This window comes from Planctopirus hydrillae, assembly GCF_001707835.1.
Taxonomy (GTDB): domain Bacteria; phylum Planctomycetota; class Planctomycetia; order Planctomycetales; family Planctomycetaceae; genus Planctopirus; species Planctopirus hydrillae.
Genome location: NZ_LYDR01000116.1, coordinates 197,100 through 220,254, shown reverse-complemented (window position 1 = coordinate 220,254; position 23,155 = coordinate 197,100). Strand labels below are relative to the sequence as shown.

Genomic DNA, 23,155 nt, shown 5'->3' with positions numbered 1-23,155 from the left:
GAGTTCGTGGGGCTTTATCGAGGAGATCGTCATGAGTATTGAAGTTACGGATCAATCATTATGGAACTGATCAGCTTTTCGACGGGACTGAGTCCTCGAAATCTGTTTGAACTTTTAGCGATGTTGGTATTACTCAACGTGCCGCTATTATTGATTACCTTTTTATTGATCGCAGGTTTAAGACTCCCTGCAGCGGGAAGATCATTAACGATCCAGGGCTCCCATTGGCCGATCATTAACTCCATCCTGTTGTTTGCAGGGAGTGCGATTGTCTTTATCTTGGGAATGCTGGCTTTCATGACTCCCTGGATGCTGGTCGATGTCTGGCTGCTCCTCAAGTTGTTGCTGGCGGTGTTTTTATCGATTCCTGGGATCGCCATCGGGATTATTGGCTGGCGTGCCGCCTGTATCCGCTGGAACGTCGAGCGGGATCCCGCACTCCGCTACGATTTACTCCACCACCGCACTCTGAAAAGTGCCCGGCTTAAATTGCGGTTTCTGGCGGTCAATCAAATCTGCCTGCTGGTCATCTGCCTGAGTATCGTTCCCGTGCTGGGACTGGGGGCGTTTATGTTCTGGATTCTGTTGATGACCGTTCTGATGGGTGTCATCACCTGGTATGGGTTCCAGAATCGGGTGGAACAACTGGGTACTCGCTGGGCATTGGTCAGCGTGTTCAGCGGTGGGCAGGATGTTCGCGATGAACTTGTGGGCTGGGATGATTTCCCTTCGCGGGGAGTCCGTCGGCAGATGAGTGCGATCTCGAGAGATATGGATTACGGGATTGAATGGGTGCCTGCGCTGGCAGCCAGTACAGAGATTCTCGATTCGCCAGATACATTTCTCGCAGCAAATGCTTCACCTCAAGCCTTAGCCAAGTCGCTGCGGCAGGATGTGCAGCAGAGTCTCAATGAATTCCAGAGTGAATTGCGCCAATCGTCTCATAAGCTTTATGAAATCTTTCTCATGACGCTCCTGGTGGCTGCGGGAGTTTATGGATTTATTGGCATATTTATCATTCCGAAGTTAATCAGGATCTTTAACGACTTTGATATCGAGACCCCGTGGTCATTGCAGATGTTAATCTCTGTGAAAGGTCACCTCCTCTTGTTCGCGGGGGCTATGGTTTCGTCGTTACTGGCGACGATCCTTGTCCTGGGGATTCTGCACCGCGGTTTTACCGGCGAGCAACCGTGGGTGCTGGGTGTGTTTGGGCAGATCTTTTATCAACTGAAGCGGCCTTTAATTTTGCGGGGTTTGGCTGCGACGATTCAGGGTGGACGAAGTATTGAAGATGACCTTGATCGTCTGGCCAATGTCGAGGTTTCTACGCGGCTGGCAAATCGATTGCGCATGGTGGCACAGGCGATCCGTCAGGGGTACGACTGGCCGGAGGCGCTGGTTAAGTATCGATTTCTGAAACGACATGAATTACCGCTGATATTGACGGCACGGGAAGCGGGGCAGGTGGCATTTACATTGCGGGAAATCGCCGAGATGCAATTGCGTCAACAAAGTCGCATCTGGAGTTGGTACGCGGAGTTTGTCGGTCCGATCTTTGTGATCATGATTGGTCTTTGTGGATTGGTTTTAGGTTACGGAATTATCAGCAGTTTAACGGCCATGATGAGAGGCCTGTCATGAATCACGACCTCTTGCATAATCACGACAGGCGGTCCCGATTCCATCGTTCTCTGGATCGTCGTAGCGCAGGTCAGTCCGTGATGGTTTCTCGAAACCTTGATCGAGGAGCAAGAGCGGGTCTGTTTCTGCAGGATCTGTTCATCGCGATCATCTTGTTCAGCGTGATGGTGGGCTGCCTCGTGCCGATGTTTTCGTTTGTCGCCCGTTCGCGGCGGCTGGCGTATCAGGAACAGCTCGCCTGTCAGATCGCAGCGAATTGTCTCGATGACATCATCGCTGCCTCAGCAGCCGACCGCGATGCCTTGTATCGGCTATTGGAAAAAGGACGCCATCTGGAGGAATTGCCGGCTCAGCTTCTCCAACCCGAGGCCGGATTGAGTGACTCGTTTCGCGAGCGGCTGCTCGCCAGTCTTCTGGTTGGCGAAAGACTGCCAGTCGCAAAGCTGCAGTTGACCCGGCGCCGAAGTCAGATCGAGTGGCAGCACGATGCTCAGGCGGCTCCATTCGATCCAGGGTCACTTGAGGAATGGGAGGTCGCCATTGACTGGCAGATCACGCAAGGAGCAGAAACTGCGCATGAGAGGCATGCTCCACTCAGGCTGAGTGGCTGGATTCCAGCCACATCGGCAGAGCTGAAATCTCAGCCGCCAGCGACCCTAGAGCCAGCGGTCCAGCAGCCAGCCGCAGACAGCCAGGAGTCTGTTGAGGAGGGTGTTCAATGAGCACACTGAAGACAACTTTATTACGGCAGCGGAAAGTGACTGGCAGGCCGGTGTGTGCCGATGTAGCAGCGAGTCGTACGCGAACTTCGCCCCGGCGTGGGCATTCCTTGATTGAGATGCTGGTGGCGATCTCGGTGATCGGGATGATTATTCCACTCGTCTTCACGATGATGGTGACGATGTTGCAGGCCCAGGCAGGGCAGGCAGATCGCATGATGAGCATGATCAGCCTGCGTCGGCTGGCGACAGATTTCCGGCGGGATGTCTGGAGCGCCTCACAACTCAAGATCTCGGCTGAAGCCAGGACCCTTCAGCTCCAGACTCCGGCCATCACTCATCCCGAAATGACGCGAAAAGCCGATCTCCCGATTACCTACCGCATTGAACAACGTCCCCACGAACTGGTGGTTCATCGAGAAGTTTCAGGAAGCCCGTCGGAAAATGACTCGCCCACGGATGCTCGCAGTACGGCAACTTCCGATCGATATATTTTCCCCTATGCGACTGCGGAATGGATTGATTCTGATGAAAAGGTGCGCGCCGGTAAAGCATCGGATTTGGCATTCGTCACTCTGGAAATCTCCTTGCCACCTCCATTGGTCACAACTCGCACGGGATCGAGCGGCAGTGCGGAAGCTCCGAAAGTGTGGAAGACGCGGATCTCCGCGACAGCCGGGCAATCTCAGATGATTCGTGCTCCGATTAAACGGCAATGGCTGGGTGATCAAACGAAGGGTCACGAGGAGCAGCAGCCAGCCGACGCCACGACACCCGAGAACCGGGGCCAAAAGGCTCCGCCAGCGCAGAATCTTCAGGGAGTCAAGCCATGAAGTCTTTCTCAGAGGGTCAAGTACGAATTGATACGCGGTCGCGACGTGGGTTAGTGACGACGTTTGTCGTCGCTGCACTGGTGCTCTTTGGGTTGACATCCACTGCTCTGGTGATTTCCGCAGTGATGTTATTACAGCAGGGTGAGAGTACACGCCGGACGCTCCAAATGGATTATCTTGAACGGGGAGCCGAAGAGCTGCTCAGGCAAAATCTTGGGCGGGTGTTCTCTACGGAAAGCCAGCAGCAAGATGGCGTGTTGAGTCAACCACTGCAGGTTCTGGAACTCATGACAGGACGCGAGCAGGAACGGGCGCGTATTACCTACCGCCTGATCCGGGAGGAGCACCTGACTCCGCAAGAGAAGGCTGAGAGCCAACTTTGTGAAATCCAGGTTGAACTCATGATTCGTGAGCAAAAGATTGTTTCGCGGCGCTCTTACTTATGGTTATCCCCGAGTCATTAGTTTGTGAATCAATAGACGTTAAAAACAGATCCACATGAAACAATAGTTTACCTATCAAGGCGTCTCTCATGATCAGATTATGGATGCAGTCGATGTTCACCAGACATAAGTTGACCAGACATCAGTTGACGAAGACATGCTTGCCCGGGGCTGCAAGCATGGAACAGAGAGGACTCTTATTTTGTAGAACGCGCGTCACAGCTCGGCAGAGGCAAATTGTCCGCGCGGGCTTTACCTTGATTGAGTTACTGGTGGTGATTGCGATTATCGCCATACTCATTGCGCTGTTGTTGCCGGCGGTGCAGCAGGCTCGTGAGGCGGCTCGAAGAACTCAATGTCGTAATAATCTTCAGCAACTGGTGCTGGCCATCCACAACTATATGGCGGCTCATGAAGTTTTGCCGCCCGGAAGTCAGAATGCCACTGGCCCGGTGCATAACTTGCCGGATGGCTATCACATGGGCTGGATGACACAGATTCTGCCCTATATTGAGCAGCCTGCAGCCTTTCGGCATATCGACTTCACCAGTTCCGTCTATTCACAGGCGAATCAGCCAGTCCGGGGAAAGCACTTTAGCGTCATGCAGTGCCCCAGCTCTGTAAATTCATTTTCTGGCGAAAACCTGCCGGCAAGCTGGGGAGGAAGTACTTCGTATGCAGGAGTGCATCACCCCGTCGGTGCCTATGTCAATTCTAGCCAACTGGGAGTTCTCTTTTTAAATAGCTCAATCCGCTATGAAGAAATTGAAGACGGAAGTTCGAATACTTTATTTATTGGTGAGTATGACGAGCCTCGGGACTACAGGGTGGGGCCTACCCTGGTCAATTTGAGCTGGATGTCGGGGACTCGGGCCTCCCTCCGGAATGGTGGTTTGAGAATTAACGCGTTGAGATCACAAGTATTGAGTCAGTTCCAGGGGCCGATGAATCCACTGGGAGGCGAAGAGAATGCCGGTGAAATGCTTCCGGGCTGGATGGACGAATCGACCAGCGAAGAGACGCCTGGCGAGACAACGAGCGATCCAGCGGCTCCAGCCGGAGAATCCAACGGTGAACCCGCAGCGAATTTGACACCTGAGGAGATTGCACAGGCTCAGATCGACAGGGTTGTGGCCAAAATGGGACCTGCCACGGGTGGCTTTTCGAGTGCTCACATAGGGGGCTGCCATTTCGCCATAGGTGACGGGAGTGTGCGATTTATAAACGAGAACATCGATATGAAGACGTTCCGCATGTTGATGGATCGCCAGGACGGGCGGTTGTTGCCGAGTGACTTCTGATCGAAGTCGGGAAGATGACTGCATGGGGCGCGAATGGAATGTTCAACACGCCCAGGTCAATGGATAAGCCAGCTCCGATGGATGTCAGTCAGCCGGTATCGCTGCGGAAAGAGTCCTGTGTTGTTGAACCCGCTTGAGATCGTATTTCATGAAACCGAAGCTGTGATTTACGGGTAAACAGAAATTGTGGCTTGCATGATCGAGTTGATCACGCGAAGTCGCGAGTTGTTGTTGTGCGTCAACAAAATGTGAACAAACCGAGAGATTTTGCGACGACCGAATGTCTCAACAATTTCTCAATTGTGTTCACATTCTGAACACGCCATGCTACTGGTGATTTCGCTGACAGGCACACAAAGCTTCCTGCAGAGTTCTCTCTGGGCGGCAGATGTTTGCCATCATGCAGCAAATGGTTTGAATTCCACACGATTCCTGAAGATTCGAAAGAATGGGTTTCATGAGACAACTGTTCTGGATGTCTGCACTTAGCCTGATGCTGGCTACCACGGGTTTCTGGAGTGTTCCTGAGGCAATGGCCCAGGGGACAGCAACCAAGGGGACAGCCACCAAAGCTGCTGCAGCCGCTGCAGCCGAAGAAGAGGATGATTATTTGGCCGCCGAGTTTCTCGTGCCGCCCCAGACATCATTTTTCGTGGCGTTCCCTGATGTTCCCGGCCTCGTCGAAGGTGTCAAGGCTTCAACCTTTGGCAAGCTGCTGGCAGATCCTGATTTTCAGCCTTTCCTCAATGATGTGAAGGCGAAGATTGAAGAAGGTTCGAGCAAGCTGAAGGAAGAATTGGGACTGACGCTGGAAGATCTCCTTTCCGTCCCTCAAGGTCAGGTGGCGATTGCCGTGTTTCCCACGGAAAGTGGTGAAATCTCGGGGATTCTGATGGCAGATTATGGTGACTCGGAAGAGACCATTAAGACACTCATCGGCAAGATGGAAGCAGCCCTCAAAGAAGAGGGTGCTGAGATTACTGCCGAGAAGATGGACGATGTCAGCGTGACGATTGTCACTTTGCCAGAAGAGAAAGTGGCGGACAGCCCTGTCAAGCAGTTGGCTTACTTCCTCAGCGAAGGCACCTTTGTTTTCGCCACTTCGAAGGATGGCGCTGCGGCCATTCTGGATCGCTGGGATGGTGAGAACGAAGATGTGTTTGCCAAGAACGAAGCCTTCACTCTGGTGATGGAGAAGGTTGGTCGTAAGGACGACAGCATCGAGCCCGACTTCAAGTGGTTCGTGAACCCCGTTCTGCTGACCGAGCAGATTGCCACGGCTGTTCAGGAACAGCAGCCACAGGCTCAGTCAGTCATTGGTATGCTCCCAGTGCTGGGCCTTGACAAGCTCAAGGGTGTGGGTGGTTCGATGATCATCGATGAAGACGACTTCGATTCGATCGTCAAGACTTACGTCCATGTCGAACAGCCAACCTCTGGCGTGATCAACTTCTTCAAGTTCCCTGCCATTGCGATGACACCACCCAAGTGGGTGGGTGCCAATGCCGCGATGTATACCGGTCTGAACTGGGATTTCCAGGCTGCTTATGCTGCTGGCGAAGCCTTGTACGACTCATTTGCCGGTGGTGGTGCCTGTGCCCGTTTCATGGATTCAGTGGCCCAGCAGCCACCGAATATCCACCTGAAGAAGGATGTGATTGATCTTCTGAGTGGAAAGCTGCACTTCACATCGACTGGAACCGGAATCTCGGAAGAGAATCCTGTGGGTGACCTGACGCTCGCAATCGAAGTCAAGGATACCAGTGCCGCTTCCAAGCTGATTGCGAAGCTGCTCGATCTGGGTGTGGCACCACACGAAACCCGTGATTTCGAAGGTCAGAAGATTTACGAATTCGAAACTCCTCAGGATGGGATTACTCCTGCTCTGGCAGTCACTGCGAACGCGATTGTGATCACAGCCGACGTCAAAGTGATCGAGGGGATTGTTCGCGGCACTCGCACTCCTTTGACAACCTCGCCAACTTACAGCAAGCTCTCGAAGTTCTTCCCGGCGAAAGTCTCGGCCATTACCTTCCAGAAGGGTGATGCACAGCTCAAGACGATCTATGAGCAACTCCGAGCCGGTGAAGGGATTGCTGCCGAAGCAGAAGGGCTCGACTTCAAGAAGTTGCCACCTTTTGAAAAACTGGCCAAGTATCTGCGATCTTCCGCAGGTTACTCGACCAATGACGACAGTGGCTCACTCAGCGTGCAGTTCACTCTCAAGGAAGCCGATCCTAAGTAGTTCAGACTGAGTTCTGCTTACCACCCGGATGGTAAGAACTCTACAAGCCCTCTGTCAGGTAATGGCAGAGGGCTTTTTTGTTAGGTAAGCTCTCCAAAGGGGAGCTGGAATTCATGGTTCACCGAACAGGACAAGCGCATGGCCCGGCTTTTTTTCATCGTACAAAGTACGATGACGCCAGATGATGTGTCATGGACAGCATGAAACTCGCGGTGTGGCGTGTGCGATAACGACTGATTGAGTGGCGAGACCTGTGAATCCGCGTCAAGACAGCAAGCCTGCAAAACGCCCCGTCCGCTCAGCGGGCGACAAACCCGCACCTGGTGTGCTGTCGAAGCTGGCACAGCTCACGCCGGCTTTCTGGCTGGTGATTGGTCTGGCAACCTTGATCCGCTGTTGGGGGATCTGGAATCAAAGCGTCGAACACTTCGATGAAGGAGTTTACGCCTCGAATATCTGGTTTGGACCCGATCAAGGTTACGAATATCCGGCCCGGTTCTTCTATGCCCCCCCACTCTGGCCGCTGGTACTCGAATGGACACAACTGATCGGTGCGATGCTGGGCCTGGGACATCCCGGTTGGTTGGTCATGCTTCCGGGCATTCTTTGCGGTATTGCCCTGTGTGGAGTCATTTACTCTTTTGGCAAAGAGTTTTTCTGTGAGCAGGTGGGGTTGATCGCGGGATTGATGGCTGCCTGTTCGGATCTGCTGGCAAGTTACTCACGCACAGGTCTGACTGATATTCCCGTGACTCTTTGCATGTTGCTGGCGGTTCGCGCCATGATCCGCTCGCTCACAGCTTCGGCTCAGACGAACTTCCCCTGGGGATCAATCTTCGCTGCGGGAGGCTGGACTGCTCTCGGATGGAGCATCAAGTACTCCGGCTGGCTGCCACTGGCGATTCTACTGGCGGCTGAGTTTGCCGGCTGGATCCTCAAATGCCATGTCCTGCCGGCTGCGCGCGTGCAGAAGATGACCGTCAGCATCTGTGCGATTGCCGCCGTGCTGTGGCTCCCTGTGCTCTGGGGACTGCAAGCCACCGGTGGATACGCAGCCGTCTCGGCCAATCATGCCCAATATGTGACGGGTCAGGGGCATTGGTTCACGCAATTCCAGAATCAATGGGAGACGATTCGGCACTACTCGACCTACTTCTCGCTGGCTCTACTCGGATCGAGCATTGTCGCTGCGGGTTATTTTCGAGTGGGTGGGCTCACGCTCTTACACTGCAACTGGCTGATGCTGTTTTGCGTGTTGGCCTTGGGAACAGGTGATCTCACCATCTGGATGATTGGCGGCTTCATCGGTGCTTACTGGGGACTGATGCAGCCGAAGTTTGCGGCAGTCGAGTCAGAAATCCCTGAAATTCGCATGACACAAGTCGTCGCACCCATCGAAGTTCAGAGGATCGCCGTTTTGTTTTTACTGACCTGGATGACCGGGCTGTTGCTCTCGATCCCGATGTATCGATCCTATCCACGACTGCTGACACCGATCTTGCCGCCAGCGTTTCTCCTGTTTTCCTACGGGTACCATCGCTACATCGTTACGAGAACCAATATTTATCTGAATCAGGGAGTGCTGATTGGGAAGATGCTCGTTCGCACTAAGCAGCTTCTGGTCCTGGCACCCCTGCTCTTGCTGGGAAGCTTTTCACCACTTTTGAAGAAGCAAGAGTTTCCGTTCCATGCGTGGCAGAATCGGACTTCCATGCTGGAAACAAGTCGCACATTCCTGCAGACGGTTCGCAGGCAGACACCTTCCGGCAAGCCAGCGATCATCTACGTCTACGGTGAGCCCGCCATTTTCTGGCAATTGCGAGCGCAAGGATTTGTACTCACAGGCCCGGTGCAGGATTTACGATTCATTGAACGCGACTCACCGGCTGAGGTCTGGCTGGTCGTGGGGCCGCACGCCAGAAGAAACTCGCAATTTCTTGAAGCGTGGAAGCAGTCGGGGATGCTGTTCACCAAAGAAAACGAGTTATCCGTGCACGTGAGCGATATCGTGCGGAGAGACGATGAGTCGCGCGATGAAACAGCGATCTTTGAGCTCTATCGACTCCACCCACCCGGATCGAAGCCATGATCGTAGGGTCCGCTGTGCGGACCATATTAGGTGTTTTTTGTTTAATACTCGCCATTGCGTAAATACAGCTCGATATTGAAAAAACATAGGGGCGGAATATGGTCCGCACAGCGGACCCTACGGGGTTGAGGAGATATCTACATGAGAATTCATCGACTGATTGTGGCGATATTGTTCCTGTTGACTTGCAGGATCGCTATGGCTGCGGATCCGACGCCACCTAATATTCTGTTCGCCATTGCCGACGATTGGGGCTATGGGCATGCGAGTGCCTATGGTTGTCCATGGGTGAAGACACCCGCTTTTGATCGCGTCGCCCGCGAGGGGTTGCTCTTTCAGCAGGCCTATACGCCTAATGCCAAGTGCGCACCTTCGAGAGCCTGTATTCTTACCGGGCGAAACTCGTGGCAACTCAAAGAGGCGGCTAACCATTTGTGCTACTTCCCCACGGAGTTCAAAACGTGGGGTGAGGCATTGACCGAGAAGGGTTGGCATGTGGGCTATACGACCAAAGGCTGGGGGCCTGGCGAAGCGAAAGACGAGACTGGCAAGCCCCGCGCCATGACAGGGCAACCCTTCAACAAGCAGAAGCTCACACCGCCTGCCCAGGGAATTGGGCCTAATGATTATGCCGCGAATTTTGGGGATTTTCTGGCGAGTGCACCTGCTGGTCAGCCGTGGTGTTTCTGGTATGGAAGTATTGAGCCCCATCGCGATTATGAGTTTGGTTCGGGGATCAAAAAAGCGGGCAAAAAGCTGAGTGAAATCGATCATGTGCCGGGTTACTGGCCCGATAACGAAACCGTTCGCACGGATCTGCTTGATTATGCCTACGAGGTGGAACATTTCGATCAACATCTGGGGCGGATGCTGAAGGCTCTTGAAGAGAAAGGCCTGCTGGAAAACACACTGGTGATTGTGACTTCTGATCACGGCATGCCATTTCCCAGGTGCAAGGGAGGCGCGTACGAGGCGTCCAATCATGTTCCACTTGCGATGATGTGGCCCAAAGGAATTCGAGCACCGGGGCGCTCCATCGACGACTTTGTGAGCTTTATCGATCTGGCGCCAACGATTCTTGATGTGGCAGCGATCCCATGGAATGAAACCGGGATGGCACCGGCGACCGGTCGGTCACTCAGAAACATCATGGAATCGACACAATCAGGCCGGGTCGATGCAGCGCGCGATCATGTGCTGATTGGCATGGAGCGGCACGATATTGGTCGCCCGCTCGATGTCGGCTACCCCATTCGCGGCATCATCACCAGGGAAGGGCTCTATCTCCACAATTTTGAGCCTGATCGCTGGCCCGCGTGCAATCCGGAAACGGGCTATCTCAATTGCGATGCCGGTGCGACGAAAACGTACATTCTAAATGCCCGGCGGAAAGCTGGAACCGATCCTTACTGGTCACTCTGTTTTGGCAAGCGGCCACGGGAAGAGTTTTATGATCTCCAGCGGGACCGTGATTGCCTGCAGAATCTGGCGGATGATCCAACGCAGACAGCGCGCATGGAAGCACTCAAAAGCCGTCTCTTTGCCCAATTGAAGGAGGAGCAGGATCCTCGCATGGATGGCAAGGGTTATCTTTTTGATGAATACCCGCACTCGAACAAAATCCATCGCGGCTTCTACGAACGATTTATCAAGGGGGAGAAGCTGAATACCGGCTGGGTGAATCCCACCGATTATGAGCCAGCACCCCTCGATTGAGTCGTCTTACGTTCAACCTTTCATTGGGAAGGTCTGGCGTACGGCCAGTCTTTAGGACTTCGATTGTTCGTGGCGAACATACTCTCAAGTCGTGAAAACATGTTGTGGATACATTTGAGTTGGGATCGCCATGGAACTGGGGGCAAACGAAGACGTTTGACCCCAGCCACACTTCAAAAAGCCTTTCGGCAAAAGATGTGTGTCATAGACAGCTCTGAGCCGCAAGCATGGCACAGAGTAATCCTTCGAAGTCATGCGGGCTTAGTTTTTGGCTTCAAACAACCGGGGCGCGCCACCTTCCCTGGGAACGCGGAATTCGGAGCGTGAGCCGGGCATCAGTGTGTAGGTTTCGTAGGTTGAGCCCACCAGCCGGCGGTAGGTCAAAGGTGAGGCAATGCGATAACGGTGTGTCTCACCAGGTTTGAGTGTGTATGGCCCACCCCAGGCGACACCAAGGCCTTTCGTTTCATAGGTAAAGGCTTCCTCGGACTTGTTGGTAATGCGAATGCTGGGTGTTTCGAGAGTTGCTGCCAGTTCCTCGTTCGTCGCCTGAATCTGACTGATCTGGTAACTCGCCTGCCCCAGTTGGACCGGAGGAAGTGCCGAGGCCGCTGCCTCTCCTGTGGAAATCCATTTGGTCCAGGATGAAGAGAGCTGGTCGGCCAGCAACTGATTCTCAATGGTCTGTTCATCCGTCTTGAAGTCGGGTGCATACTTGCCATTCGCAGTGACCTGAGTCTCTGCAGGATAGACCAGTTGCAAAGTGGTGGTGCCATTGGGCAGGTCCTTCAAAACGACCTGTACCGGCATGGCAATCGACAATTCGAACTCGGCTGTGGGCTTAAAGGCAGCGGTCGCATCGGTGCGTGTCCCTACTTTCAGTAAAGCCCGGTTGACCTTGAGAACCAGTGGAGCCGAAACCTTTTCTGAGGCTGGCAAAGCTCCCGCCAGATCACTCGCAGTGGCCAGTTGAATCGGTTCTGTCAGAACAAACACTGTGTTCGCTTCCCAACCTGCGGGGAGTTGACGAAGCCCTGGAAGGATCGTCTTCAGGAACTCGGGATCAGCCAGTTTGGCAAACGATGGTTCCGGTGCATCCATCACGTTGACCCGCGAAAGACCGCTGTCGATCGCCAACTGTGTGAGAGGCCCCAGAACCTCTGGAGAAACCGCCACACGCAGATCCAGACCTGGATCGATCTTTTTCACCGATAACTCACCCCCTTTGACGACTTCGGGACGAGCTGGCTTCGCCAAAGGATCCAGTGATGCGGCCTGAAGTGCCATCACCATGGAAACCCCCTGAGCGTCGGTCACAATCTCCTGGGGAATCAATCGCACCTGCGGAGTGCTGGTGGGCAATGGCCAGACGGCTGAGACCAGCGCACTGGCATCGCCAAACGCGTTGAGATTCAACTGATTTTCCAGTTGAGCCACAATGGTGGGTGCGGCATTCCGGACTTCGCTTTCAATGCGTCCTTTGCGGCTGTAAAGACCACTCATCAGGTTTTCACGCACCATCTCCTGCGTCAGACCGAATCCCTGGGCGGAAACATAGCCTGGCTGAGAGATTGACCAGTTATCGGGAGCAATGCTGAAAAAGACATTCAATGTCTGAAATCGCAGGCGTCCATTTTCCAGATAGGGCCGCACATCGACAGTCAGCCACTCGGGACGGTTAAAGCCCATGTAAATCCCAATGGCACTGGTCTGGGCGGCATGTCGGGCACCGTTAATATAAGTGCCGCCAATTGTGAGGGTGGCGTTCCGCAGTCCCAGTTGAATCCGCAGTCGTTCGGGAGCGACCCCCTGAACCACGACGCGTTCCAATTGAGCGCTATAACTGATGTTCGAGAACTGGACGCTGAACTGTCGGCCTGAGGCGGTTGTCGAATCAAAGATATCGGCAATGCGGCCATAGATGACGCCGTTGTTACCGACCATTTGTGGTGCGGAAGCTGCGACGCTGTCGAGCACGCGGTTACCTAATCGCACTGCCATCGCTCGGGGAATCTCGATCGCCGGTGTAAAGGGACGAGCGGCTTGTGATGCGGCCAGCTTCGCCTTGGCAGCTGCTGTCGTGGGTTGATAGGCGGGTTGAGCAGTGGGGCTCTTCAGCCATTCAATGACCGAATCATTATTGAAGACTTCGTTCGTCAGATCGTGGCCAGATTCCGGGAACTCAGTGAATGTCACCGATCCGCCATCGGCAGCCAGAGCATCGGCCATGGCTTTACCGCTGGCCAGAGGCACCAGCTTATCTTTGGCACCGTGCAGTGCCCAGACAGGTCTGTTTTTCAGCGGGCCGACGTCTGCCGGATTTCCACCACCGGAAGCGATCAACACACTCTGGAAACGATCCGCATATTTTTCACCCAGTGACCAGGCTCCAAAGCCACCCATCGACCAGCCGGCCAGTGTGATCTTTTTCGGATCGATGGCAAAGTCTTTGGAAGCTGCATCGAGTATGGCAATCGCCCGTTCACCGCTGGGTGTTCCTGCCAGCCAGCCACCGGTTAATCGACCGGTTTCATCTTCACTTTGCGGGAAGACCACAATCATCGGGAAGGTCTCTCGCCGGGCTGTTACGGCTGGCCCCAGACCGACAGAAAGCGGCTTCAGACCATCTTTCCCAATCTCACCGGCCCCATGGAGGAAGAGGACTGTCGGGTATCGTTTGGTGGAGTCGTAGCCTTTGGGAAGAAAGACCGTGTACTTATGAGTGCCCAAATCGTCTTTGAGTTCACGTGTGTAGAACTGACCACTGGCCGCCAGCCCGGCAGGAACCTGTGCGACGGCCAATTGCTCAATGGTCAGCGGCAGACCCGGATCAGCCGGGAATGGTTGTGCACAGGCCTCGCGGCTACCGGAAAAGCCCAGCAGGCTGATTGTCAGACTCAAGGAGATCCAGAGTTGTCTCATGATATCTTTCCTGATGTGCAGGTGTTCCGCTGGGTGCATGTTTTCGCTGTGTGTCAGGGTTTCGCTATGTGTTCAGAGGTGCCAGATTTCAGAGTCTTCAGGTCATTCCAACGTGTCTTTTCCCCCGGCTCGAATAAATCGGGCGAACGATTCAATTGCCGGCCTGTTCAGAAATCATCTCCCGAACTGGCAAAGAGCCTTCTCTGGCAAAATGCATTCTAGGGGGAAATACCGATCTCATCCCACAACCTTTACACCACTAACAACTGAGACATTGCTCTCGCAGTGCCACAGATTGTTTAGAAACTCGATTTCTGACCTTCTGACGATGAGCTGGATCGACTCACAAACTTCGGGGAGTTTGTGCCCTTGGCTCAGATGCACAGGCCCTCTTTTGTACGCTTCCTGGGAAATCACAGCACGGTGTTGGTTGCGAAGACATGCTTGCCCAAAGCTGCAAGCATGGCACCACGTCCGCTGAAACTTCACGGAAAGCGTCTCATGGGATATGTTGCCAAAACACCACGCGGCGTCAAAGTCAGCGAATCTTTACAAAATTGCGCAATTGTCACAGTCTTGTGTCTGCACGACTGAACAGATTTGTGCAGTTCTCTTGACACTTTACCGAAGAAACGGCCTGTAACGGCTGTTCGCTCCCCGAAAATCGCCTCCATAACAACTTTTTCAGGGGCGAGTGATCAGGCCATCTCTTGGGATCAAGCCATTTCAGGGGATCTGCCAATCCAGTGAGCCGGGGATGATCTCCTGGATCTCGACAGATGCTCCATCGCGATGCGGAAACTCCGTAAAGCCCTTCGTCCATCACATTCCCGCGAAATTTCATCGAAACGGCCTCTTCTCCGGAGCAGAATTGCCACAAAGGCTGTCAATTCTTGCAGCTCCAGCAACTTCGTGAACTCAGGCGCTTGTATCGGAGTGCGCAGTTTTGGAGACTGATTTGCAGGGACGTCACTTTTCAGTTTGATGAATGACTGGCAGAGGAAGCTTCCTCTGCCCAGGCTTCTGTCGTCCATGCTTTGATTGTTCCTGTCGATCTGGCCTTCTGTTTCAAAGTGAAAATCTGGTTTCGGGGTTCATTGACTCCCCATCATCAATGAAGTCCCCTGTTCCGACTCGTCAGGACGAGAAATGCCCGCCGAGAATAGACCGGCATCACCGAAATCTCCCGAGAGCGTGCCCAAAGATGCCACGCCGGTCTCGATTCCTGTCATTTCAGCCCGTGAACGTCTGGACGCTCTCAAAGAACTGGGACGCTACAAGATTGAGCGCAAGCTTGGTCAGGGAGGCATGGGAACGGTTTTCCTGGCCAGGGATACGGAACTGAAACGTCTGGCTGCGATCAAGATTCTTCCCGAAGACAAAGCCCAGAATCCGATTCTCGTCAAACGCTTCCGTGCCGAAGCACAGGCAGCGGCTCAGCTACGCCACGACAACATTGTGACGGTCTACGACAGCGGTGAGCAGGATGGGTTGCTTTATATCGCCATGGAATATGTCGATGGCCCGGATGTCTTTGACCTGATTCAAAAGCGCGGACGAATTGCACCCCGCCGGTCGTTGGACATCATCCGCCAGACCACACTGGCTCTGCAGCATGCTTACGAGAAGAATATTGTTCATCGAGATATCAAACCCTCGAACCTGATGATCCGGCGGGATGGTGTCGTCAAAATCACCGATCTGGGTCTGGCCCGTTCGATCGATGAGACACTTGAAACAAATATCACGCGTGCCGGTACCACTGTCGGCACAGTCGATTACATGTCTCCCGAGCAAGCCCGCAACAGCAAGCTGGCCGATATCCGCAGTGATATCTATTCACTGGGGTGTACCTGGTATCACATGCTCACAGGGACAGCTCCTTATGCCGAAGGTGCTGTCACCAACAAATTGCATGCGCATGCGGTCAAACCCATTCCCGATCCACGCGATATCAATCCCGAAGTCCCTGAAGGATTTGTTGCTGTTCTGCAGCGGATGATGGCAAAGAAGCCAGCCGATCGATATCAGACACCGGCTGAACTTCTCAAAGATCTCGATGCCCCTTCGCTGAAACGAGTCAGTGCAGCCGATGAGATTGCCCGAGAAGTGGCGCGAGAACTGGAGTCCGATGAGGCTCTGACGCCTGCCAGGGAAAACGTTTCCAGTTCCGGTCGACAAAAACTCGCCACTTCTGGAGGACAATCATCGCTCTCCGGGGGGAACTCGCGACCTGCCGAAAGTCGCGAAGAAGGTCATAAGCCCTCGACCTTGCCACCACGGCGGGCACCGGCTGGGGGCGATCCTTCCACCCCGATTTCTTTTGACTTCCGCAAGCTCGTCATCCCACTGGTGGCGATTGCAGGTGTGGGAGCACTCATCTGGTTCGGAAAGACATTGGCCGATTTTGGCAATGTCTTTGGACTTGGCAGTACACCCGTACCGGCACCTGTGCAGGGTTCATTCTTTGAAAACAATGGATCAGAGACAGAAGTCACCACTCCCACTCAGGCGACACCTGCCGAAGCAGCAGCCGGAACAGACCAGTCCGCAACAGGGACGAACCCATCTCCTGGACAGAATTCCGCTCAAGCTCAACAGGCCCCAGCGAGCAACAACATGTCTCCAGCAACGACGGCTCCGCCGATTGTCGCTGAGCAGGCAAAGCTCCCGGAAGTCCCCAAACCCTCGCTGACAGAACTTCCCCGCTGGACACTCGAACCTTTCTCACAAACCGGTTTGCCAGTGATTACTGTCTCCACTTCGGCATCCGGCCCGGGGACAGCCAAAACCATCACGGAAGCGATCAAACGAATTCCTCCGGCAGGCGCGATCCTGAAGCTCTCCTCAAAAGAGCGTCACGATCTCCCCACAGGCTTAACCATTCGCACCGAACGGCTGCTGATTACAGCCGATCAAGGCTTTGCCACAATTCAATTGCTCCCCGAAGCCGATGGATCATCCGAGACGGCAGGAAAGAAAAGCACCGCTGGCGAAGCTGCCGCAGGAAATGGCGCAAAGACACTCGTCCCGGGACTGACCATTGTTTCTAAACAGGTGCAGTTGGAAAAATTGCACTGGCTGGCAGAAGCTGATGTCTCGGCAAGCCTGAATGCACTGGTTCGTGTCGAATCCCCCCGGCTGACAATCCGTGAATCCTCAATGACGGCACTCCTCGGATCCAATGCCGATCAAGAGCGTGCGCCGGAGAGTCTGCTCACTGCGGTTGACTGGCAGAACACAGCCAACGGTGCCACGTTCGACCGTGGCGGGCAGTTGCTGATCGATACGTTGTTCACTCGTGGTGCACAACTGGGGGCAGTCTCCATTTCTGGCGGTGCCAGCCAGAGCGTGCTCAGGCAATCTTTGTTTCTGGGTGGTGCTGTTCCCCTGGTGCGTCTGAATTCGACCAGTTCGAACGGCAGCCCGAATGTCAGCACCAATGCGTCAGAAGTTCGCCGGGCATTGCTTCTCCAGCATGTCACCGCCTTGACGAGTGATTCGATCGTTGAGATTACGCCACCTGCCGAAGGTCAACCGGTCGATGGTTTGTGGCTGGGTCTGTCGGAAAGCGTGTTTGCTGCGATGTCGACAGGTAAGAAGAATTCATCCCTGATTCGAGCGGCTGGTTGGCCGCAGAATCCGAATCGTCAGGCCGATGAATCGCGCCTCGTCGATTTTTCGATTGCCAGCGAACGCAACCTGTGTTGTGGATTATCGAGATTATACGACTCGGGTGAAAGCACAGGGCTGCAGGTGACAGACCCTCTGACCTGGAGAAGATTCTTTGCCACCGATTTTGACGGGCAGGCTCGACCAGCATTATGGCCTGGGAATTCACTCCCGGTGAATCCTGCTGAAATCGAAAAATGGTCGCCCGCTCTCGTCGATACATCGGCGATCCCTGAAGCTCCGCTCTCGAAAACCTCAGCCATACTGGGCTGTGATGTCACTCTATTATCGACCCCGGCATTGACTGATCAAAGTTGGTCGAAAGTTTCGACACCACTGCTCAAACTCAGGCAGCAACTGGATCCGGCAAACCCCAAAGAGACGACAGCACTCGATCTTGCCACTTACGGGAACGATCTGGGCCAGCTCCTTTCGCGATCCGATATTCCTCAGAACGGGCATCTGGAAATCACCGGATTCGGCATACGGACGATGACCCCTGTCATTCTCAAGAATCGACGGCTGATCCTCACGTTTAACTCTCCACCGGATAAAGCCCCGCTGGTCATCCAACCCAAACCTGCTGGTGATAAAAAAGGCCTCTTTGAAGTCGAGGGAGGCTCGCTCGAAATTCGTCATGCCGTTCTAAGAGGGGTTGGCGGTGGAAAGCCGGCACCCGAGAACTTCTTCGTCAGTCGAGGTGGCACCATCATTTGCCGCCATGTGAAAATCGAAGGCGGGATGACCGAAGACTGGCAACCGAAAGATATCTTCCATTTGACCGGCAGTGGCAAAGGCGAACTCAATCTGGGCTTTGTCGAATCTGTGGCTCAATCGCCCGGTCGATTCGCAACTTTGCAGGGTGTGCAATCTTCGGCCCTGCTGCTGCAAGCCGGAGTTGTTAATGGTGTCGCCAATTTTCATGTGGAGCCGGGTCTCTCCAGTGGTACAGACTGGCATCAGATCGATCTCCGGCATGCAACGTTATTGGCAGGAGAAGGTGTCTTCCGCCTGTTTGGCACCGCAGAGGATTTTCGCTATCCACCGGTGATGGCACCGGATGATCAGCGGAAATCAAAGCCCCAGGGCAGTGTTCGCATCGTGACGGATACCAGTATCCTGGGGAAACTCAGTGGCTTTGGCCGCTCGGGCCAGCCGGCGGCACTGATCGAAGTTCCCGAACTGGCCGATCTCACCCGCTGGGCCGAATGGCATAGTCGTGAAACAGCGATCGGGCCACTCCCGGATCTGCTGATTCGCTCAGCCAGACGGCAGATTCCTCTGGAATCGACTGCGTGGCAAAAAGCGTGGACAAACCCCTCGAACACCAATTTGATCATGTCACCCGGGTTCGTGGCGTTTGCGAAAAACTGGCCCTCGCAGCCGCGAGAATGGAAGGAGTTGCTCGCCAGCCAATTCCAGCTTTCTGCTGCAGCCAAAGCCGCCAAAGCGGGCGAGGGAGAACTCCCCCTGGGTGTCACAATCGAGGCGTTGGACGAACTTGGCCCGCTCAAGAAAGGGAAGCCCTCCGCCACCAACCCAGAGAAGTCGAATACCAAAACCAATCCCGGTTTTTAGAGTCAATCGCCTGACTCATCCTCGAACAAAAACTTCCCTGAAGAGTCAGAGGATGATGAGAATGAAATTCAGATTAGGTTTGTTTTTGATTTACCGCTAAACTTTGACCAGAATTCATAATTGCACATGATTGATCAACCCACATCGATTGTTCGATGCTCTTCAAAAATTCAACAGTCACCAGCTCATCTTCACTGCGGAGAATCTTCTATGAATGGCTCACCCGTTGCGGATCATCCCCATTTCCCTTCGGCTCTGGCACAACGTGGCCTGTCCCGCAGTCGCAGTGGCTTCACTCTCATTGAACTGCTGGTGGTGATTGCCATTATCGCCCTGCTGATTGCCCTGCTATTGCCCGCTGTTCAACAGGCACGCGAAGCCGCTCGACGTACTCAATGCCTGAGTGCTCTGCATAACCTGATTCTGGCCTTCGAGAACTACGAGAGTGCGCATCGCTCCTATCCTTCCGGATGGCTCGATTCTGGTAATGTCTGTACCGAAGCACTTTCCTTTCCTGAACCTGCTCAAATTCCCCTGGCTGGCAATCAGGTGCTTACTTTGACCAACTGGACCATGCCCGATTTCTGGGCCTGGAATGCTCTGGTCCTGGCACAGCTCGACCAATCGACCATCAACATCAACTTTGGCATCCCCAAGCTCGATTCCAACAACAGTTGCGCGCCAGTCCCCCAGAATCTGCAGGCCGCACAGACCAAGATTGATATCTTTATCTGCCCCAGTGCGACATTGCCCAATGCCCGCCCGAACAACTACGGTTACTCCACTTACCGTGGTGCTGCCGGCACCTCAGATTCCAATGGCCCCCGCTACAACGGCATGCTCTATCGCAACAGTGCCGTGGGCAAGCGCGACGTGACGGATGGCCTGGGCCAGACGATTGTCGTGGGGGATTCGCTCTTCGGCTTCTGGTCGGATGGTTATAGTTGCTGTGTTTCTTACCCGGATGGTCAGCAGCAATTGTTTGATTTCCATGCCGCCAATGGAACAATCAATCTCTTCTCCTTCGGCAGCAACCATGGCCAGATTGCGAACTTTGCGATGGCCGATGGCTCTGGTAAGTCGATCTCGAAAGCGATCGACAGCACAGTGTTTCGCGCTTTGCAGACACGCAATGGCCGCGAGAATGTTGGCGACAACTTCTAATGGCTTGCCTCGATACGTTTTCATCGCTGGCTGAGAAAATCCTGGCGGCTACCACATGAGGGAGCCGCCAGATTTTTTTGACCAGGTCACTCCAGTTCAAAGAAAGCTCTTTCGAAATGCCTGCACCTCTTTCACGACGGGAATGGATCGCCACCACGGCAGCGACGGCTATGACTGCAGGAGCGGCATTCACTTCACAGCCAGCTCATGCCGCCGGAGCTGACTGGCAAGTGCCAGATGCCCCTCCAAAAGTTGCGCGCCGTCAGCCGATTGGCGTTTCGACCTATTCCTTCTGGCAGTTCAAGCCAGATCAGAAACTTTCGATTGAAGAGTGCATTCAGAAATCTTCCGCCTACGGCTTTGATGGCGTCGAGATTCTGCACCGGCAGATGACTGATGAAACAACCGCAGGCTTGCGCTCCATCAAGCAGGTGGCCCTGCGAGAAGGCATGCCGTTGATTGGACTTTCGACTCATCAGACGTTTGTCTCTCCCAAGCCTGAGGTGCGCACCAAGAATATCGAGCACACGATTCATTGCCTCGAACTGGCACACGATCTGGGCATTCCCACCATTCGCGTCAATACCGGCACATGGGGAACACGCAAAAACTTCGACGATCTGATGGCTCACAAAGGGATCGAGGAGGTTCTGGAAGGCTACACCGTCGATCAGGGGTTTGCGTGGGTGATCGACGCGTTTGGTGAATGTGCCCGAGCTGCGGAAAAGCTGGGTGTGGTGATGGGGCTGGAAAATCACTGGGGGCTGGGCCGCACTGCCGATGGAGTGCTGCGGGTGATTGATGCCGTCAAATCGCCGTGGCTGGAGGCGACGGTCGATACGGGCAATTTTCTGGAAGAGCAGTACACGCAATTCGAAAAGCTGTTGCCTCACGCCGTGCTCATTCAGGCCAAGACTTATTACGGCGGCGGGAACTGGTACACACTCGACCTTGATTACGCCCGTTATGCACAGTTAATCAAGGCCTCAGGATATCGCGGCTTTGTCTCGCTGGAATTCGAGGGCAAAGCCAACGCTTCGGTCGCCATACCACAAAGCCTTGAGATGCTCCGCTCTGCCTTTGCAGGGTAAGGCGGCATGATATTTCATGCCTGCAACGCTGAAGAGTTGCCAGTCAAATGGGAAACGCATGGCGCGGCTTCTTGTTGTCGTGGAGATGTCTTTTAGACTCAACTTTGTATGCATATAGACCTTAATTATGCGTGGAGACTGTGTGGCTGGGGTCAAACGTCTTCGTTTGCCCCCAGATCATGGGACTCTGAATGTTGATGGCGAACATATGCTCAAGCCGCGAAGCATGTTCTCAGATGCATTTGTGCTCTTCCACGCAGACGAGAGTTCTTTACCCCTTCTCCCGTTCCGACGGGAGAAGGCCGGGATGAGGGCGAGTTCGAGCGTATTTGGGGATCTATTCACAACCAGCTTTATCGCGAGCTGCTTTTTATCTTCGCTCTCTGACAGTCAATCTGCGCTCCTGCGGATACCTCACTGACTGATATACATCGAACGGAAAGACCCTCACCCGGCACTCCGTGCCACCCTCTCCCACGAAGATGCGGGCGAGGGTTCATTTGGGAAACGCATGGCGCGGCTTCTTGTTGTCGTGGCTTTGCACGACAACCCAGCCACGAGTTGGCCGTGCCACCCGGATCGAGATCCATGGCGAGTTGTCGTTCTGAGTGGCATGCTTGCTCAGAGCCGCTGTCTATGACACGCAACTTTTCACCCACCCATGGGTAGCACGACCCTGGAGCCCCAAAAATCAAAACAGTGCGGAAGGGTGAGGTTCTTGCCCGGGTGGCAGGCGTCGGATGTCTTCATCCGCCCCCTAGTCAATCGATTTCCCCAGCGCAATTGCATCCGAAACATAGATTCATATCTTTTCATGTTGTTCGTTATAAACGATCAAAGTCTAAAGAACTGGGGGCAAACGAGGACGTTTGACCCCAGCCACACTTCAAAAAGCCTCTCGGCAAAAGATGTGTAATAAACAGCGCAGAGCTGCGAGCATGGCACTTAAGGCGCAGTTGCCTTGTCAAACACTCTTGAGGGGCGACGTCCGAATGACCTCGGGCCAGCAAGGTCAGTGCGAGCGTAGGCCATTACTGGCTGATGGACAGCGACGACGTTTGTAACGCGTAGCCGTCAGCCATGGCCACCGAACGCTGGGCTGACTCTTCCGAGATGACTCGCTTGATATGCCGGTGGCAGGCCATACAGCCACCCCCTGCACCGCAAGCCGAAATCACTTGCCGTACCGTCTGCAGCTCACCGATCTGAACGGATTCCCGCACCTGATCTTCCGAGACTCGCAGGCAATGGCACAAGTACCGCCTCTGGCTCACCTGAGAAACCCGGCAAGCCGACTCTCTCCCGTACGCCGAATCAGTCAGGCAGCCAGTGTCTGAACCACAGAGAGAGCTGGCACCACAAGGTGTGCTCGAACCACAGGGTGTGCTGGCTCCACAGGAACCTTCCATCTGACAGTACTGTGGACTGGGACACTCGGACGATTGGGCCGCAACGAAGGGAGCGGAAGATGACTCCAAAACCTGTGAAGAGTCACACTGCACCCCTGTGGCGACCGCCTGGGCGAGTGGCACATGACCATCATCAATGGAGAAAGAAATCGTCATGAACAAATTCAGTCCAACTCAGGCGGGAGAATCAGGCTGGAGACTGCAATTGAGACTCAGTGTCAGAAGTTACAATTGAGTATTGGGGTTCTCCGAAGGATCGTCAACACTTTTACGAAAAAAAACAGCAATTGTTGTCAAAAATCCGACAGACAGAATCAGGGCAGAAAAGC

The 23,155-nt window shown here is 54.1% G+C and carries 13 protein-coding genes; 11 read left to right on the top strand and 2 right to left on the bottom strand.

Annotation, left to right across the window (positions count from 1 at the left end; all coding sequences use genetic code 11):
* Nucleotides 1-60 precede the first annotated feature (60 nt).
* From A6X21_RS14655 to A6X21_RS14620, 8 genes are all read left to right on the top strand, one after another.
* Complete coding sequence (locus A6X21_RS14655; protein WP_068849095.1) at nucleotides 61-1,644, top strand: type II secretion system F family protein; 1,584 nt, start codon at nucleotides 61-63, stop codon at nucleotides 1,642-1,644.
* 80 nt (nucleotides 1,645-1,724) lie between these two features.
* On the top strand, nucleotides 1,725-2,366 hold the full coding sequence (locus A6X21_RS14650) for a hypothetical protein (RefSeq protein ID WP_131818348.1): 642 nt from the start codon (nucleotides 1,725-1,727) through the stop codon (nucleotides 2,364-2,366).
* Nucleotides 2,363-3,196, top strand: a complete 834-nt coding sequence (locus A6X21_RS14645; protein ID WP_068849091.1) for a PulJ/GspJ family protein — start codon at nucleotides 2,363-2,365, stop codon at nucleotides 3,194-3,196. Before A6X21_RS14650 ends, A6X21_RS14645 begins: the two co-directional genes overlap by 4 nt.
* Nucleotides 3,193-3,660 carry a hypothetical protein gene (locus tag A6X21_RS14640; RefSeq protein ID WP_068849089.1) on the top strand — a complete coding sequence of 156 codons (468 nt, stop codon included), beginning with the start codon at nucleotides 3,193-3,195 and terminating at the stop codon, nucleotides 3,658-3,660. Before A6X21_RS14645 ends, A6X21_RS14640 begins: the two co-directional genes overlap by 4 nt.
* A gap of 158 nt (nucleotides 3,661-3,818) precedes the next feature.
* The gene (locus tag A6X21_RS14635) at nucleotides 3,819-4,940 is read left to right on the top strand and encodes a DUF1559 domain-containing protein (RefSeq protein WP_165603811.1); all 1,122 of its coding nucleotides are present in this window, start codon (nucleotides 3,819-3,821) and stop codon (nucleotides 4,938-4,940) included.
* A gap of 457 nt (nucleotides 4,941-5,397) precedes the next feature.
* Nucleotides 5,398-7,185, top strand: coding sequence for a hypothetical protein (locus tag A6X21_RS14630; protein WP_131818347.1), 1,788 nt, complete (start codon nucleotides 5,398-5,400; stop codon nucleotides 7,183-7,185).
* 253 nt (nucleotides 7,186-7,438) lie between these two features.
* Entirely contained in the window at nucleotides 7,439-9,274 is a 1,836-nt protein-coding gene (locus A6X21_RS14625; protein ID WP_068849083.1) for an ArnT family glycosyltransferase, read from the top strand.
* Between the two features lie 141 nt (nucleotides 9,275-9,415).
* Nucleotides 9,416-10,990 (top strand): sulfatase family protein, encoded by a 1,575-nt coding sequence (locus tag A6X21_RS14620; protein ID WP_068849081.1) that lies wholly within the window; start codon nucleotides 9,416-9,418, stop codon nucleotides 10,988-10,990.
* Between the two features lie 261 nt (nucleotides 10,991-11,251).
* Here A6X21_RS14620 and A6X21_RS14615 read toward each other — a convergent pair whose 3' ends face one another.
* Nucleotides 11,252-13,912: a carboxylesterase family protein gene (locus A6X21_RS14615; protein ID WP_068849079.1), complete on the bottom strand. Its 2,661-nt coding sequence runs from the start codon at nucleotides 13,910-13,912 to the stop codon at nucleotides 11,252-11,254.
* 1,149 nt (nucleotides 13,913-15,061) lie between these two features.
* On the opposite strand from A6X21_RS14615, the gene A6X21_RS14600 reads away from it, so the two are divergent.
* The 3 genes from A6X21_RS14600 to A6X21_RS14590 all read left to right on the top strand — a co-directional run bounded on the left by A6X21_RS14600 (nucleotide 15,062) and on the right by A6X21_RS14590 (nucleotide 21,417).
* The gene (locus A6X21_RS14600) at nucleotides 15,062-19,162 is read left to right on the top strand and encodes a serine/threonine-protein kinase (RefSeq protein WP_068849073.1); all 4,101 of its coding nucleotides are present in this window, start codon (nucleotides 15,062-15,064) and stop codon (nucleotides 19,160-19,162) included.
* 210 nt (nucleotides 19,163-19,372) lie between these two features.
* On the top strand, nucleotides 19,373-20,326 hold the full coding sequence (locus A6X21_RS14595) for a DUF1559 family PulG-like putative transporter (RefSeq protein WP_068849071.1): 954 nt from the start codon (nucleotides 19,373-19,375) through the stop codon (nucleotides 20,324-20,326).
* 116 nt (nucleotides 20,327-20,442) lie between these two features.
* The gene (locus tag A6X21_RS14590) at nucleotides 20,443-21,417 is read left to right on the top strand and encodes a sugar phosphate isomerase/epimerase family protein (protein WP_068849069.1); all 975 of its coding nucleotides are present in this window, start codon (nucleotides 20,443-20,445) and stop codon (nucleotides 21,415-21,417) included.
* A gap of 1,031 nt (nucleotides 21,418-22,448) precedes the next feature.
* Here A6X21_RS14590 and A6X21_RS14585 read toward each other — a convergent pair.
* Entirely contained in the window at nucleotides 22,449-22,982 is a 534-nt protein-coding gene (locus A6X21_RS14585) for a (2Fe-2S)-binding protein (protein ID WP_068849066.1), read from the bottom strand.
* Nucleotides 22,983-23,155 lie beyond the last annotated feature (173 nt).